Origin of the sequence: Okeania sp. SIO2C2 (assembly GCF_010692625.1) — a bacterium.
GTDB lineage: Bacteria > Cyanobacteriota > Cyanobacteriia > Cyanobacteriales > Microcoleaceae > Okeania > Okeania hirsuta.
Genome location: NZ_JAAHGM010000046.1, coordinates 38,764 through 55,646 on the forward strand (window position 1 = coordinate 38,764; position 16,883 = coordinate 55,646).

At 37.0% G+C, this 16,883-nt stretch carries 11 protein-coding genes; 5 read left to right on the forward strand and 6 right to left on the reverse strand.

Annotation, left to right across the window (positions count from 1 at the left end; translation table 11 throughout):
* Positions 1-120: 120 nt before the first annotated feature.
* The 3 genes from F6K18_RS26615 to F6K18_RS26625 form a co-directional block, all read right to left on the reverse strand.
* Positions 121-873 carry a glycosyltransferase family 2 protein gene (locus F6K18_RS26615; RefSeq protein ID WP_287525287.1) on the reverse strand — a complete coding sequence of 251 codons (753 nt, stop codon included), beginning with the start codon at positions 871-873 and terminating at the stop codon, positions 121-123.
* Between the two features lie 493 nt (positions 874-1,366).
* Positions 1,367-3,601, reverse strand: a complete 2,235-nt coding sequence (locus tag F6K18_RS26620) for an adenylate/guanylate cyclase domain-containing protein (protein WP_287525288.1) — start codon at positions 3,599-3,601, stop codon at positions 1,367-1,369.
* Positions 3,602-3,749: 148 nt separating this feature from the next.
* Complete coding sequence (locus tag F6K18_RS26625) at positions 3,750-4,478, reverse strand: DUF928 domain-containing protein (protein ID WP_287525289.1); 729 nt, start codon at positions 4,476-4,478, stop codon at positions 3,750-3,752.
* 1,383 nt (positions 4,479-5,861) lie between these two features.
* Between F6K18_RS26625 and F6K18_RS26630 the strand changes: the two genes are divergently transcribed.
* From F6K18_RS26630 to F6K18_RS26640, 3 genes are all read left to right on the forward strand, one after another.
* Positions 5,862-6,155, forward strand: a complete 294-nt coding sequence (locus tag F6K18_RS26630) for a hypothetical protein (protein WP_287241142.1) — start codon at positions 5,862-5,864, stop codon at positions 6,153-6,155.
* 443 nt (positions 6,156-6,598) lie between these two features.
* Complete coding sequence (locus tag F6K18_RS26635) at positions 6,599-7,894, forward strand: type IV pilus twitching motility protein PilT (protein WP_287525290.1); 1,296 nt, start codon at positions 6,599-6,601, stop codon at positions 7,892-7,894.
* A 144-nt stretch (positions 7,895-8,038) separates the two neighbouring features.
* On the forward strand, positions 8,039-8,818 hold the full coding sequence (locus tag F6K18_RS26640; RefSeq protein WP_287525291.1) for a circadian clock KaiB family protein: 780 nt from the start codon (positions 8,039-8,041) through the stop codon (positions 8,816-8,818).
* An 817-nt stretch (positions 8,819-9,635) separates the two neighbouring features.
* On the opposite strand, the gene F6K18_RS26645 is transcribed toward F6K18_RS26640, so the two are convergent.
* The gene (locus tag F6K18_RS26645; protein WP_287525292.1) at positions 9,636-11,150 is read right to left on the reverse strand and encodes a thioredoxin-like domain-containing protein; all 1,515 of its coding nucleotides are present in this window, start codon (positions 11,148-11,150) and stop codon (positions 9,636-9,638) included.
* Positions 11,151-11,317: 167 nt separating this feature from the next.
* Here F6K18_RS26645 and F6K18_RS26650 point away from each other — a divergent pair, with 167 nt between their 5' ends.
* Positions 11,318-11,449: a hypothetical protein gene (locus tag F6K18_RS26650; RefSeq protein WP_287525293.1), complete on the forward strand. Its 132-nt coding sequence runs from the start codon at positions 11,318-11,320 to the stop codon at positions 11,447-11,449.
* Positions 11,450-11,528: 79 nt separating this feature from the next.
* Positions 11,529-11,780, forward strand: a complete 252-nt coding sequence (locus F6K18_RS26655; RefSeq protein ID WP_287525294.1) for a hypothetical protein — start codon at positions 11,529-11,531, stop codon at positions 11,778-11,780.
* An 809-nt stretch (positions 11,781-12,589) separates the two neighbouring features.
* Here F6K18_RS26655 and sbcC read toward each other — a convergent pair.
* Entirely contained in the window at positions 12,590-15,640 is a 3,051-nt protein-coding gene (gene sbcC, locus F6K18_RS26660) for an exonuclease subunit SbcC (protein WP_287525295.1), read from the reverse strand.
* A 962-nt stretch (positions 15,641-16,602) separates the two neighbouring features.
* Positions 16,603-16,883 (reverse strand): CHAT domain-containing protein (locus F6K18_RS26665; RefSeq protein WP_287525296.1); only part of this gene is annotated, 281 nt, incomplete at its 5' end.

Genomic DNA, 16,883 nt, shown 5'->3' on the forward strand with positions numbered 1-16,883 from the left:
ACAGCTATCAGCTTTTAGAGAAAATCAAGTCTATAGATTTCTTAGTAAACCAGTATTATTAACTAGGCTATAGATAAATACTAAAAATTTCTGAAAAAATTGCATTATTGCATTAATTTCTCACCTCCTAACCTCTGAAGCAGTATATAAAATCATTTTTAAAAGTTGGAAACCGCCTTGGATATGTTTAAGATTTGATTTCCCATAAGTTCTTGGTAAATATTCTACAGGAACATCCTGAATAGTTAAGCCAAATTTTTTGCTCCCAATGAGCAAATCAAAATCCCCAAAAGGATCGTATTTACCAAAGTTTTGCCAATTAGCAACTATCTGGAGATAGTTTTCTTTGGCAATAGCTTTAGTTCCACAAAGAGAATCCTTAATTTCGACTCCCAATACTATTGATAGTAATTTAGCAAAAAAGTGATTAGCAAGTTGATTGAGCAATGGCATTGTTTTCAATGATACTGAATGGGTCAGTCGCGATCCATTCGCTAATTGGCAATCACCTGAAGCGATCGCCTCGAAAAATTTGGTTAACTCTTTTGGTTGAACAGTTAAGTCAGAATCTAGAATAATCAGAACATCACCTGTTGCCATGTTAAAACCCTGACGAACAGCATCGCCTTTTCCTTTACCATTCTGTTGACATATTTTGATATCCCATTGCTCCTCATATAAACTCTTAACTCTCTTAATTTCTTCCCAAGTATTGTCTGAGGAATTACCCTCAATAAATATAATTTCTGTATGTTTGCCTAGTTTTGGCATTTTAGTAATGCAATCTTCAATAGTACCAGCTTCGTTTCGGGTGGGTATAATTACACTTGCTGTTTTTTGATAACTTGGTGCTTTTTTTGTTAACTCTAACATATATTATATTACCGAAAAATTAAGGTTTAAAGCCTCTCCTTTCAAGGAGAAAAAGCGGTCGTTTAGCTAGCGCACAACTACGTTAACGGCTGTCGCCCACATGAATGCGGGAATGCGGAGCATTCCGAAGTACGTCAGATCCAATCGACCAAGAGAACAAAAAAATTCCTTTTAACCAATCCTCTTCTTAAAAAGAAGAGGTATTAATTATTAATTATCATTTTCTTTGTGGGTTTAATACCCCACCGTCAACTGGAGTGTTCAAAATTACTTGGGGTGAGAATCCCCATGTAATTTTCCTCCTGTCTCCTGTCTCCTGTCTCCTGTCTCCTTCTTCAATAATTATTAATTATTGAACTATCTTTATTCTTTATAGTTTTTTTATAGTCATCTTTTGTGTAACAAAGCGGTGTTTTACCTAAAATGACATCATACCAAATATTTGAACTATCAAAACTCATCAATCAGATTTAATACTACTAAAAATCAACCACTAACTTTGCAGGGATTTATACAAAGATTCTAATTTAGCAGAAACATCTGGAGGTTTAGCCGTAAAACGAATATAAAAATTACCATTTTCTCCTGATTTCTCTAAAACTTTGCCATAAACATCCTCACTTTCTTTTCCATCCCAGATAAAATTAAGTTTAATATTAATCAAAGCTGGTGGAAGATGATCTCGTGTTTGCACAACCTGAATTTCTGCTTCTTTTTCTGATAATTTGATTAAGCTTCCTTTTTGCAAACAATCACCGACATTTTTGCCATCTAATACTACATAATTTAGAGATATTGTTTCTGTGAGTGGAAGATAATGTTCTTCTTCTTTTGTCAAAAATAAATTATATTTACCATCAATACCAGCAACATCATAAATAGTAATTGGTTTTTTAACTCCTTTCGGCATTACTTCTTTTTCATCATTAATTTTAATTATCGGTCCCACTTCTTTTAAAGTTGTCTCAGAAATTAAAATTTGACCACCTGTAGTATAAGATTCAATCCGATAAGTTAAATTTACCTGACTGCCTACCACACCATATTTTGTCCGTTTATCAGAGCCAATATTACCAACAACAACTTCTCCAGTATTAATACCAATTCCCATTTCTAATGGCGGTAAACCCCATTCTTTCATCTGTTTATTCACAGGTTCCATAGCTAATTGCATATCAATAGCACAAGCAACAGCTCTTACCGGGTCGTCTTCTCTAGTTATAGGGGCACCGAATAAAACCAAAATTCCATCCCCCATAAACTCATCAATAGTTCCCTGATACTTAGTAATTACATCTGCCATATATCCCAGATAAAAGTTAAGAATTTTCACAACTTCTTCTGGTGTTATACGTTCTGATGTGGCAGTAAATCCTCTTAAATCGGAAGTTAAAATTGTGATGTTTCGGCGTTCACCTCCTAGCTTTAATCCTCCTGGACTTTCTAATAAAGTAGCCACTACTTCATCAGTTAAATAACGACCAAAAGTTTTGCGAATATCTTGTGCAGTACGAGCAATATAAGTTGTAATTGTAACTGCTGATCCAGTCAGACCTAAAAACGCAGGAATTACTGGCAACCACCAATTCCATACAAAAGCAGTATAGGTGCTAGCGAATAAGACTATACCTGAAGCGAACATTGTCAAGACTTTCCAAATAGAAAAATAGCTAACACCACCAGCAGTACGCCATTTCCAAGTTGTAGCTGCTCCCACCAAAGACCAGAATAAAATCCACGCCCACTCAAGAGGTTCCCCCCAAATCTGAATCAGAGAACGACCATCCATAGCAGAACTAATTAGTTGACTGATTAGATTAGCATGAACTTCTACCCCACTCATGGGTTCTAGAGTTGTAATTAAGTTACTACTGTAGGGAGTAGAAAATAAATCATTAAAGCCTTCACTGACTGCTCCAATCAAGATGATGCGATCGCGACCCCAATCAGCAGGCACTCTGTCTTCAAGAATATCCATCATGGAAACAATCTCAAAGTAACGACTCGGACCCCGGTAGTTTAAAAACATTAAATAACCACCTGCATCTGCTCTAATATAACCACCATCATTGGCTTCAAATGGCTCTATTATTGTCTTTCCTAGCTGAAATTTGTCACCATCAATTTTCTCTAGACTAATATCAAAAGTATCTAAATAACGCAAAGCAATATGAGAAGCAAAACTCCAGACATTTTCTCCGTTTTGTAGCGTGATATATAAATAGCCTCGTCGAATTTTTTTATCTGGGTCTACCTTTACATCATTAGCACCTGCTTGATGATTAGTTTCCAGAGCTGGTGGTGCTTCTAATACGTCATTTTGCCTTTCCCCCACTACTTTTTTAATTCCTACCAAATTGGAGGTAGACTGGAATACTTTCACTAAATCCTGATGGCCAGGTTCTACAGGTAAGTCTCGATAAATGTCTAAACCAATAACTTTTGGCTCCATTGCTTTTAATTTATTCAGCAATTCAGCGTAAATAGCGTCAGGAAAAATTGGCTGTCCGACTGCTCTAACATCATCTTCATTAATACCTACAATCACAATGCGATTGTCTGGACTCTCCAAAGGCCGTAATCGCATATATTGGTCATAAGTTGCCCATTCCCAAGCTTGTAGTAAGCCAAGAAAACGTAGTATAATTACTAACCCTGTGACGGTGGGGGCGGTAATCCATACACCATACCACTGATAAAAAAAATTCTTGCATTTATTCCATAACATTGGTGTAAGCTGCTCTGTAAAAATTAAAAGTTTTTGGGGGAGGGTAAAAAAAACAGATCTATCTGCCCACCTTTACCATGAAATCAATGTGAGAGTATTTTACCAGACTCAACTTAGTTACTGACAGCTATTTCAATGCTAACTTAATTTATTCTTCTACTTGACAGCAGGGTGCAAAGGGTTCAGAAGCAATCTCGTGTAATCCTACTGATGTTAGTAATTCTTCCCACTCTGTCGGGTTAGAATTGCGTAACTCGGCCACGGTAGCGATCGTTTCATTCCAAATTTTGGCTTTTGCATATATCTCTGCTTGTTCAAGGGGACTAGCATTTTTTAAGCTATTTTCTAAGTCTGAACTGATTTCTACTTTTCTGATAATTCCTTTAACAGATTCGTCACCACTGCGATCCCATTCATTACAAATGATTACAAATATCCAAGTATATTCTTTATTGGTTGTCAGACTTACATTTTTTGGCAGGGCAAGTTTCACAATACCAGAAGTCTCGGAAATATCTAATTTAGTTAAATAGATGCTCTTACCTGATTTATCAAATACTTCAAATTCTGCTGACTTTGCTTCGTGTTCGGGAACATACACGAAAAATTTGGGGTTATTGGCAACTGTTGTTCCGACATTATCTGCTGGCATTAAGGCTGTCAATTTGATTTCACCACTAGTACATGGGTCTCCACGAGTACCCGCACCTCTTGTTTCTCCTGGACTTGCTCTTTGTGGCCCAGAAGGAAATTCTACACTAATCAACAATTCTGCGGTTGACTGTGCTTGTACTAACTGCACGCCTGAAAAAGTTACAATAATTGGGGATGTAGCTAAAGCCAAAAGTCCCCAAAACTTGATATTTTGCCTCGCCATAATCAATGATATCTCCTTTTTTTGATATTTTCACTATTTTGTGTAATTTTAACATATCTCTAAATCAGTTTTTATCGATGTATTAATTTACTTCATACTTTTAATTATTTATCTTTGATAGATTATTACTGATAATTAATCTGAGATGCAGTTGAATTGTTATACATGAAGTGATTAGAGGTCAGGAAAAAGAATAGAGTCAAGAAGGATAGGGCAGAATAAACTTTTTTGAAAGCTCATTCAGCGGACATGATATAACCTATTAAATATTGCTAATCAATAGAAAAAACCACAAAAAATATTTACCCTATATCTTGCAGTAGAGGAGTGAGAAGATCAAAAAATTGTTGTAATTTGTTCTTCATATACTAACTTAAAGATCGATATAGCAATCCTAAATAGGTCGTGACAAATCAAAAAGTAAATAAAAAAACTGAAACTCTTACCAGTTAAGTGTTCCCAGTGAAGTGTTCCCTAAAAAGCAGTAAGATTTTTGACACGAATAAAATAGGATTGCTATATCAGAAACCAAAAGGAAAAAAGATTAAATTTTGATCTTGATAAAAAAGTTTATGGATAGAGGTAAAGTCCTACTACATTTTTCCAGGAATTTCCTCTAAAACTAACATTTTTTTGGGAAAATTCTATATTTACCGAAATTGGAATTGTTGGATTTGATATATAAGTAAGGGATCATCAGAAAGTAAATCTAAAATAGATGTGAGAGGATAGGCAAACTGATTAAGTATAGTCATCAAGGAAGACAAAATAGAACAACATTTAGGAAAATCTTGATTTGTTGATGTAGCTACCATTTGAATCAGTGAACAGTTAATAATTATTTAATTAGCATTCTGGGGAGGAACTGCGGAATTTAGGTGTATGATGGAAAATGAGCAACCCGCCACAAAGGTGCAGCACGCACTTTTCAAGCAGAAACGTGGGGGTATTAACCTGTTAAAAATATTAACTGTTAACTGATGAGTGATAAATAACATCTTTAAATACTGAGTTAATTGACAATATCTCACAAAAACTTTTAACAATAGTCTGTTTTTTTAGGAGATGTATTATATAAAGTTGTTAGTGATGTATACAAAAATTGTCTACTTATCCGGCCTCTCTTTTTGAATAGTCCCAACCTGGTGAAAAGATAGTTAAGCTACTCTATATAAATACAGCTTTTTATTTGGGCAAAGTATATATTCTAGCTTAAAGGTAGCAATGCAAAGGTTATTTTCCTTAAAGTGAAAAAAGCTGTAAATACTTTTCACATATTCTCTCAAATCAGGCTAGTAATTATTACTCAAAGCCATTAATATTTTGAGTCTGTCGCTCAAACAACCTGACATTTACAGTAGCAGATTTAAGAAATGAGGTAGTATGACTATTTTATTATTAAAACAACTCGGTTTGATTTCTGTTATACCTATATTTTTAATAATATCTTTTGAGTATCCTTCTTTGTCAAAAAATTATACTCAAAATCAAAAATTCTCAGATCATGAAGCAAACAATATATTAAAACTGAACAAACCTCAATCTACTAAACTTCAAAATCAACCTGCTAATAAATATCTAAAAAATAGAATAGAAGTATCAGAAAATGGATGTATAATTAAGAACTTGAGATTGAGAAATGGTATGAAGATCAAAATAAGACAAAATTGCAATTAAGTGAAATTTAAAAAAAATCAGGTTTGAAGAAGGAGTTAGGTAGGCGAGCCGTCGAATTGGTGACGTACAGGAGTCATAAAAATGTGGTCTATGGGGATTCTAACCCCAGCAACCACATTTGCACCACAGGTGATGGTGGGTGATTAAACCCATAAGGGATAAAGATAAATAATACAAGTATTTTACAGCCAAAAATAAGGAATTAAATTAAATTTACCGATCATTATTGAAGTCTTAAAAAGTCAAATAATACTCTAGTAATAGCAATTTAAAAAAGTAAGACTTAACAATAAATTTAAGTAGGCAATAAACCTTTTTAAGCCTAATGTTGTTGGTATCCAAAAAATAATTAAATATTTTAAATACTACCCATTTTAACTTGCCATTAGAATTAGAATATATTTGTTGACTGCAATATCCGAATTCAGCAAGGTAATGCAACTATGACACAAACACCACCACCTCGTCCCCCAGCTCCTCGTCCTCCTGGAGGCCGTGGTTTACCGCGTCCCCCAGCTCCACCTAGTCCACCAGCAGCAAGAAGACCGCCAACATCTCCTCCAACTTCTGCCGATCCTCCAGCATCATCAACACCTGTTTCTCAACAACTAATTCCTCCAACGGAAACAGCACCGGTACCTCAAATAGCAACTCCTGGTAGTCCACAACTGGGTTATGGACAAATTCCGCTGACAGATATTGTCCGGCGAGCTAATCAAGAAGGTGTTTCAGATGTTCATTTAGGGGTGAAAGAAATACCACGGTTCCGCAAACTTGGAGACCTTCTACCGCTTGAATATCCAGAAACTGACTTGAACACCTTTATGTTTTGGTTGCGAGAAATTCTTACAGATGAAGAAATTCGTGGATTCCAAGAAAATCTTGACTTTGATGGTGCTGCGGACTTAGGTTTTGTCAGGATTAGGATTAGCTTGTTTGACTCTCTTGCAGGTCCAGGGATGGTTTTACGACTGATTGGGTCTAAAATCCTAACTATGGAACAACTTAAATTGCCAGGAGTCTTGAAGAAAGTCTGCCATAACCATAAAGGGTTAATTTTGGTGACCGGACCTACAGGTTGTGGTAAGTCCACCACCATGGCGGCGATGATTGATTATATGAACAATACTTTTCCTTATCATGTCATCACTATCGAAGACCCTGTAGAATTTGTCCATGAAAGCCGAAAATGTTTGATCAAGCACCGGGAAGTAGGTAGACATACTCTAAAATTCTTCAATGCTCTTAAAGGTGCTCTCCGTCAAGACCCTGACTTAATGTTAGTAGGGGAAATTCGAGATAAGGAAACGGTGGGAATTGCAATTAAAGCTGCTTCTACAGGACATTTGGTGATGGGAACATTGCACACCAACAGTGCCATCAAGACTCTGACTCGTATTTTGGATATGTTTTCTGCTGAGGAGCAACCAGCGATTAAATTAGCTCTTTCAGAAATTCTGGTAGCAATTATTGCTCAGTTGTTGTGCAAAACTACTGATGGTAAGCGGGCAGCTTTCCATGACATTTTGATTAATACTGATGTAATTAAGGAATATATTATTAAAGACCAGTATGAAGACATTAACCAAATTATGCTCAAAGATACTTATGAAGGTATGATTACTATGAATAGGTCTTTGTTTGAGCTTTACCAAGAAGGTCGAATTACAGAAGAAACAGCAATAGATCAATCTCCTTACCCAAATGAAATGGCTATGATGTTACGAGGTAGAATTTAAAAAGATTGTGAAGTTTTAAATTTTAAGTTCTCAGGATGAACTAGAGTATAAGTTAAGGTTACAGTTTTAAGTTAAGCTAATGCCTTAAGCAGTTGAGTTTAATGGAAAAACTCAAAAGTCTGTAGTCGATCCTAATTGATTTTCTTGAAACCAGCTCCAGTAAAATTTCCCCTGTTGTTCAAGGGTATTGCCTTGTTTACACCTGGGGGAGATTTAATTTATTGTATAGACCCAAGTAAACAAAATCGATGGCATTTACACCTCTGTGTAGAGCTACAAGAAATATTGGGGTTATCAGAACCACCTCATTTCTTAATACCAGGATACACTGCAACTATTGATAAATGGTTAGACCATCGCACTCAAAAAGTCCAAGTTTCTGCTGAAGCTTATGCTCCAGTCTTAAGATATCAGATATTACTTAATGCCATTTTTAAGACTGATGACTTGATTTGGCAACCTGCTCCTTGGTCAGAGGAATTTTGTAATCCAATGGTAATTGCTAGTTATTACGACCAGTTTTCTCAACTCTGGGAAAATCATGACCTTGTTGTACATCTTGAGCAGCAAGAGGTTAATCTGGATTCAACTCCAGAGGAATTTTTGACCTCCAGTCTCGACCTACAACTAGAAAAACCAAAAGTTCAAGGGTCTGTTCTTCGCTTATTTGTATCGGGTAACAATATTGGCACTGAGCGGACTCTCAAGAGTCTGCACCAAATATTAGAAAAGTCTCTTTCTCATCCTTATACTTTAAAGGTAATAGATGTGTTGCAAAATCCGGAACAAGCTGAAGCAGATCAAATTACTGCTACTCCTACGCTGATTAGGGTTTGGCCTCTACCTGTGCGGAGAATTGTTGGGGAATTTAATGATGTGGAAAAAATTATTAAGTTGTTGGAAGGTGTTAATTCTAGATTTTAAATGTTAGATTTTTTTAGCGTTTGGTAGTAAAACTTTTCAAATTTATAGTGCTACGCGCTAGGGAATAGGGAACAGGGAATAGCAAACTGTCAAAGGGTTTTAGCATTGAAAAATGTCCTAACCAATTCTTGTAGTGCTATAGTATGAAACAACCTATGACATTCCAGCAGCTAAGATTAATTTTTTAGTTGCTGGTAATGCTTGTATACTAACAATTCACTAACTACAGCTTGCTGATTAAATCTAAAAGCATTGACATATAAAGACAAGTGCCTTTTTGGGGTCGAAAAAAGTGTCTGGTTTTCAGCTCTTCATACTCATGCATGGAGCGTATTTTAGGCTCATAGTTGGGCAGAAAAATCATTCTTACAATTGTTATATCTCACATTCCGCACTTCATTTTGTAGTGCAGATCATTTTTCGTCAATAGTTATACATCATAAAAACTACAGCTATTATAAGTATAATTACATACTACATATAATTATTGACTCTATTCTCAATAACGAAGCCTGTGATTAACTTTCTTCGTTGAAAAATGTCTTGTAGTACGTTTGAAGTGAGGAATGTCGGTTATATCATGTCCACTTAATTAGTGATAATACAGTTTGTAGTTGTAGGCGTTATATAGAATCCGGTTATATAGTATATGTTTATAACTATACTTAAAGCCTTCAATCTCCCCTACTCCCCTACTCCTCTACTCCCCCAAACTATAGTTCAACCGGATTTGATATTACTCCTACCTCCTCGCTCATTTCCCGTTCTTCCAGCCTCCTGTCTCCTACCTCTACTACAAGACTTTTGAGCGCAAAACCTAACTAGGTAAACAGACATCAGGAGCGCACAAACCAGGAAAATTTACGGTTGTGACTTGCAAGGTATCTAGCTCAACTTTGCGGATAATACAATTATTTGTATCTGCAATAAATAAATGTTGCGCGATCGCACTTAATCCTGATGGCTCAAAAAATTGACAGTTAATACCTTGTCCATCTTGATAACCTGCGGTGCCATTTCCCAACATGGTAAGGCATAAACCTGCGTGATACTCTACCCGCTTAATTTTGTGATTATAGGTATCAGCAACCCAGACATAATTTTGGGTATATTCTATTCCCAAACAATGTTGTAGCAAAACTTCTGAACCTCGGCCATCTTTGTCGCCAAAGCCAAATAGTCCTCCACTACCACAAATAGTCCGCACTTGCGGATGCTCATTAATACCTACTGCTCGAATAGAGCTAATTTCACTATCTGCCACAAATAATTCGTTGCCATCCGTACTAATACCACTAGGTTGAGCAAAAGCAGACTCTGTCAGAGAGCCATCTACACAAGCTTCTGCACCAGTCCCTGCATAAGTACTAATCATTCCAGTATCCAGTTGCAACAGCCAAATTTGATGGGAACCTGCCATAGCAATAAAAATGCGTCCGCCTATCTTGTCCACATCCCAAGGTGAATTAAGTCTAGTTTCTCTAGCAACTCCACTATGAGGTGAAATTTGAGAACTTTTTTCTCCAGTACCTGCAATAGTCTCCACCTGCTGAGTTCTAAAATCGATTTTGCGTAAAGCATGATTTTCTGTATCGGCAACATATAAAACTTGATTCTTGGCATCAAAAGTAATACCTTGGGGAGCAAAAAATTGAGCTTCAGAAAATGAACCATCAATTAATCCTGCTTTCCCAGTACCAATAATATGCAAAACTTCTCCCTCAAGAGTACTAACAACAATACGATGATGTCCTGAGTCAGCGACAAATAATTGATTAGTATCACTATCAGCAAGAACTTTACCTGGAAAAGCCAAAGGTGTAGTCACAGGTTGCTTTTGCTTTTCTAGAATGGAGCTAACTTCACTAAAATTAATAGTACCTTTGTCTTGATGTTCTTCTATCAACTTACCAATAATTTCATCCAAGACATCACGTTTACCTTCACCAGAAACAGACCCCACTACATACCCTTCTGGATCGATAATTTTGAAAGTAGGCCATGCACGAACAGCATATTGTTGCCAAACTCTCGATCCACTGTCCACTAAAACGGGATGTCCAATGTCGTAGCGGAGGATAGCTTGGCGGACATTTTCCACATCTTTCTCATTCTCGAATTTGGCTGAGTGGACACCGATAATAGTCAGACTATCTGGATATTTTTGTTCTAGGAATTTTAGGTCTGGCAGAACGTGGAGGCAATTAATGCAACAGTAAGTCCAGAAGTCCAGGATAACCACTCGTCCTTTTAGAGATTCGAGGGATAGGGGTTTGTCTGTATTTAGCCAGGGATAATTTTGGGGTAGTTTAGGTGCTCTGATACGGGACATAGATATGCTCGGTAATAGTAAAAATTGCTCTTATCTAAATTTAACCAAGTCTGAGGGTCTTGTTTGACTGAGTTGTAATATTGTCCCAATTTTCGGGTAGTCCTGCTCTGTTCTCTACTAATGCGTATATCGCAATAATACAGTGTAAGATAAATGTATTTCAAGCGTTGGTTGAGAGAATATTCGCGATCGCTGTTTTTGAGTTCTTAAACCTTTATGGGATCAAAATAGAGGAAGTTTGGGTAGTGTTGGGTGAGGGGGGAGCGGGTGCAGGGGAAGTATTTTCAATTATTGCTTAACAGTATGTACGACTGTGTACCTCTCAAATTTTGACTGGGGAATTCCAAAAACAGAGTCAGAAGATACCGATATAGCGCTGTGCGCAGGCAACAGGCAACAGGCAACAGGCAACAGGGGGAAGAAATTGCCGATAATATAAGACTTTTAGCTATTTTGCCCCTCCTGCAATTTGTAAATATACCAGCGCTCATTGCTATATTCATCATTGAGGAGTATGGTCTGATTTTTCCACGTTTTTGTGCTATTGCCTCTATGCCACGGATGACTCCATGGCTGAAAATTTTCATCTACCTCAAGATATTATCAGGGTTCTATAAAGCTGCTAGTTAACATATTTGTTCTCTACTAATGCGTCTGTCGCAATAATACAGTATAAGACAAATGTATTTCATGCTTTGGTTGAGAGAATATTCGCGATCGCTGTTTTTGAGTTCTTAAACCTTTATGGGATCAAAATAGAGGAAGTTTGGGTAGTGTTGGGTGAGGGGGGTGCAGGGGAAGTCTTTTCAATGATAATCAAAAATAAAATCATATCAAATTCGGTTAAACAGCCATAGAATGGTTAAGTTAGGAGGAGTCAACCCACCCCTCGCCCCTCCCCCGACCGTGGAGGGGAAGTCAGTCGGACCTCCTCAGGAGGAGAAAGAATTACAAAGATAAACGTAGTTATGGCGATTGAAGATTTTTTTTATGTCCAATTAAACGGATTTGATATCAATTATCGTGCATAAATTATCAATTATTTCTCCCTACTCCCTATTCCCTACCCCCTCTTTTCCGGAGCAGGGCTAATTCTTTGTCGTCATACCAATTTGATAAATGTTTGTTACAAATGGTAGGGACGTTGCATGCAACATCCCTACGAAAGAAGGAAGAAGGAAGAAGGAAGAAGGGATAAATATTTAAAAAAATGGAAAAACGATATAAATAACTATCTAAAATGAACTAGACTAGCTATTTTTAAGCATATCTGATCGAGGTCTATCTTTTTGTAGCATTCTTTTTTCAAATTGGTATCAGAGAATATTTACAACACTATATTTTTTTGAGTTCCTGTGCTTCCCACACTTGCCACACTTGCCACACTTGCCACCCTCCTTACCCCCTTCTTCCTTCTTCCTTCTTCCCTCTTCCTTCCTTTAAACAGATAACATAATTTGAGAACCTTGAGGTGTTTTACTAACTTCAATTCGCGCCTGAAAAGCTTCTTTAAAATGAGGAATATGAGTCACGCTTAAAATACAGGAAAAATCAGAGGAAATGGCATTAATAGCTGCAATTAATCTATCGCATCCTTCAGCATCTTGAGTGCCAAAACCTTCATCAATAATTAGTAGTTGTAATGCAGTACCAGAACGTTGTGCTAATAATTTTGACAATGCTAAACGGATAGCAAAGTTAACTCTAAAAGCTTCTCCTCCGGAATATGTTTCATAAGGTCTTGTTCCTTGAATATCTGCAATTAAAATATCTAATGTATCTATCCATTTACTATTTTTTTTACTCCCTTTTGTAGCTTTTTGAGTCACGAATTGAATGTGTAACTGATTACCACTTAATTTTGCCAAAATCTGATTTGTTTCAGCCTCTAACTGTGGCAAAATATTTTCAATCATTAGCGCCTGAATACCTTTTTTGCCAAAAGCTAAAGATAATTCTTGATAAACTCGATATTGCCGTTTAGCAGTTTTTAATTGTTCCAATTGTTGACTGGTTTGAACTTTCAATTTATCTAAATGTTGTAACTGCTGTTGCACTTTTCCTAAACTTCCCAACTGTTCATCTAACTGCCGACGACGGTCTTGAATTTTTTTATCTAAAAATAGAATCTTTTCATCAGCATCAGGAGTTTGTTCTAACTGTTGATTTAAAGTAAAAATCTGGCTTTTAATACCTGCTAAATCTTTTTGCTGATTTTCGATAACTTCCTTCAACTCATTAATTCGTTTTAGTAGGTGGGGATATTGTTTTTGAGCCTGACATAATTTTTCTATACGAGTTAACCAAAATTGTGTTTTTCTCAATTCTGACCTCACACAATTATGCTCTTCTAAATCATATCCAATTTCAGCAATTTCTCTCTCAATCACAATAATTTGCTGTTGTACATGGGAAGTTTGTTTTTGTTGCTCCAACTCCTGTTTTAAACTAACTATTTGCTCTTCAATTTCTGGCAAATGAACGCGAATTTTCCCTAACTTTGTCTCCACATCTTTAATCTGACCATACTTAATTTCTGCCCACCTTAATTTCTTCTCTTCTTGTCTAGCTAAACTATGACTCCGGTCATCATAATTAAGCTGTTTAATTTTTTCCTCTAAAATGCTAAGTTCAGCATATAAATTAACAGCAAAATCTCCCGTCTGTAGCGATCGCTCTACCTGCTCCACTTCCTTGACTAACTCTTGCAACAAAGTTTCATCTTTACCAATATTATCTAACTGCGCTTGTAAACTGCCTCGACATTCCCGCAACTCATCATATTTCTCTAACTCTCCCTCTATTTGCCGATATTCGGTTCTCAAAACCTGAATTTCCCGCTCAGAAATTGCTAGTTGTTCCCGTGTCACCCATAATAAGTCTCTAATTTCCTTTTGCTGACTCTGATGTTTGTCCACGACTAAATTCCAGTGATGTTCATCCAAGGGACGGTTGCATAACGGACAAGGTGGGTACTCTGTCACTCCTATTTCAATATTATCGGTACCTTTATTTAATAATTTCAACTTTTGGTCTAACTCGGTAAGTCTAGTTTCATAGTCTTTTTTATTACGAACTAAACGTTCGAGAAAATGATGTCTTTCCTGTCCTTTTTCCTGTACCCGTCGCAGATAAACCCGCTTATTATCTAATTTAGAAATTTCTTCTACTACTTCCTGTAATGCTGCTTGTAGTTGAGGTTGCTTTTGCCGTTGAGTTTTTCTGAGTTGGTGCGTTCTAGAATTGAGTTCTTCCAAACGAGCGCTCAAACGTGCTTGCTCCCGTTCCAGTTCAGTTTGTAATTTTTGGCGTTGTTGCTGTAGTGGGGTAACTTCCACCTGTAACTTATCTAGTTCATTTAATTTTGTTCTGGCAGTTTGTAGTTGTACTAGAGCAGTTTCAATATCAGCACGCTTGCTCAGAATATCCAAATTTTCTTGTTCCTGCTGTTTGAGAGAATTTAACTGTGCTTGATGTTGCTGAATTTTGTTTTGTACTTCTTGGAGTTGTTGACGTTGTTTTTCCTGGAGTTGTTGACGCTGGTTTAGAGCATTTTGATGGGTTCTAAATTTTGCAGATAAACTCTCTTCGGTAGTTTGCAAGTTTTGGAAATGAGCATATCCAGCTTTAATTTCATTTTCCTGTTGCAAAACTGCTAATAGTTCGTCTTGTTGTTGTTGGGTAGTTTTGAGTTCCTGTTGGAGGCGATAACATTCTTGTACCAGTTTGTCATATTGTTGTTGTTGTCCGTGCAGTAGTTTTTCCCAGGTTAGACGATGGTTTTGTTGAGTTTGCAGTTGTTTGAGTCGTTCTTGATCGCATTCTTGTTGTTGCTGGAGTTGAGTAAGGGTAGTTTGGAGATGAGTCTGTTGTTGGGCGATCGCCTCTTTTTGTTCGAGTTGCTTTTGGTTTACTTCTAAGGTCTGTTCGAGTAATTCCACTTTTGCTTTAAATTGTCGAGCAGTATCTTTTGCTTTTTCTCCAAGGGTGTCATATTGGTCAAGTTTAAGGAGGTTGGCGAGAATTTCTTTCCGTTCATTAGGACGTTTGAGCATAAATTCATCTGCTCTACCTTGACGCAGATATGCTGAGTTAACGAATGTGTCGTAGTCGAGTTTGAGATGTTGGATAATAGTTTGTTGAGTTGCACGGACACCTTTTTGAGTAAGACTTTTAAACCTAGAACCAGTGCTAATTTGAAATTCTAGAGTAGCTGAACTTCCCCGACGACGACCACGAATAACACGGTAGATGTTACCGTTGCTGCTAAAGGTGAAGTCTACCCGTACTTCCTTTTCCCCCAGACTGATAATATCATCTTCAGTAGCGGCGCGACTATTTCCCCATACTGACCAGGCGATCGCTTCTAGTAAAGAAGATTTTCCTGCACCATTTGGTCCGCAAATACAGGCAGTATGCAAACCTGTAAAATCTAGAGTTGCTTCCTGATAGCTGAGGAAATTTTTTAGTTTCAATTTTTGAGGAATCATTTTGTTATCGCACTTTTAGTTGTCAAGCTTTACTAAACTAATATTTCACCGAGTTTTGTTCTAACTAATTTAGTCTATCGGGACTTACGCAGAGACTCTACATATAGAGAGGACGAATGCCATTCGCCCCTACAGATGCTGGTTTAAAGGTCAATTTGCGTAATTCCTGTTGATGTTAATTCACCCTAGTTTTTACTTTCTTTTATACGTTACTTTTAGACAACAACTATATTAGTTTGCTTAGATTTTTCACATTTCACATTAGCACAAAAAAATAACTATTGTGCTGAGGTTTCTATCTGCAAATATAAATTCTTGAGTTTCCTATGGTAGACTTAATCTCATTTTTTCTACATTTGGTGTCATTAATTTCTTGTTTACACTATATATAAATTTTTTAGGGGGTGGCGATCGCTAAAAGTTGATTTATAAATTTATTTATCTGGTGTTATGCCATATCCGGTAACATCGGTATTGTATAGCAAAGGTAGGGAACAGGAAACAGGCAGGAAAGCTTAATAGCAAAAAAACTTAAATTTACTAAATTTACTGTATATATTCACCCTTGGGTTTATACAAACGATACTAACGGACATCATATTATATCATGTCCGGTTGAATAATTAGACTTTGGTGGAAGGAAGGCAGCTATGTATCCCCCCTAACCCCCCTTTGAAGGGGGGGGAAAGGCAGAAGGTTTTCTCAAAAAAAACAACTAAAAAGTCGCCCGCTTAGAAGTAATATCATGTCCGGTTGAATACTTATTATTAAAATAGTAGGAGAGCGGGGGAGTGGGGAGTAGGGGAGTAGGGTACCCACCCCTAACCCCTCCCTGGAGGGGAAAATAGAAAGATTTACTGTTTAAGCACTTATGATAAGTTTTTTCATCACTAATTATCCGGACATGATATAACCAGTTATGCAGCGGACATCTATAAAAATGCTCAAACGAGCGTCAAAGATTACTTCTGACTTCTGTACGGGCGAATGCCATTCGCCCCTACTGACTTTTGACTTCCGATCTCCCGCCATTCCCCAGACGGAATAAACGATGCCCAATAATAGGGATGTTGATATTCCTCAGTTCCCAATATCTCTAACTGGGTCTGTCGTAACGCTTCCGATCGCCCCTCATTATCCAACACCCGCTGATAATATTTCACCATCAACTCTTTCGTAACAAAATCATCCACCTGCCACAAACTAATTACCTGACTTTCACTACCCGCAAGAGCTAATGCTC

Excerpts from the sequence above, each read along its gene's own strand:
- F6K18_RS26615 (WP_287525287.1), bottom strand. The coding sequence starts at position 873 with ATGTTAGAGTTAACAAAAAAAGCACCAAGTTATCAAAAAACAGCAAGT.
- F6K18_RS26620 (WP_287525288.1), bottom strand. The coding sequence starts at position 3,601 with ATGTTATGGAATAAATGCAAGAATTTTTTTTATCAGTGGTATGGTGTA.
- F6K18_RS26625 (WP_287525289.1), bottom strand. The coding sequence starts at position 4,478 with ATGGCGAGGCAAAATATCAAGTTTTGGGGACTTTTGGCTTTAGCTACA.
- F6K18_RS26630 (WP_287241142.1), top strand. The coding sequence starts at position 5,862 with ATGACTATTTTATTATTAAAACAACTCGGTTTGATTTCTGTTATACCT.
- F6K18_RS26635 (WP_287525290.1), top strand. The coding sequence starts at position 6,599 with ATGACACAAACACCACCACCTCGTCCCCCAGCTCCTCGTCCTCCTGGA.
- F6K18_RS26645 (WP_287525292.1), bottom strand. The coding sequence starts at position 11,150 with ATGTCCCGTATCAGAGCACCTAAACTACCCCAAAATTATCCCTGGCTA.
- sbcC (WP_287525295.1), bottom strand. The coding sequence starts at position 15,640 with ATGATTCCTCAAAAATTGAAACTAAAAAATTTCCTCAGCTATCAGGAA.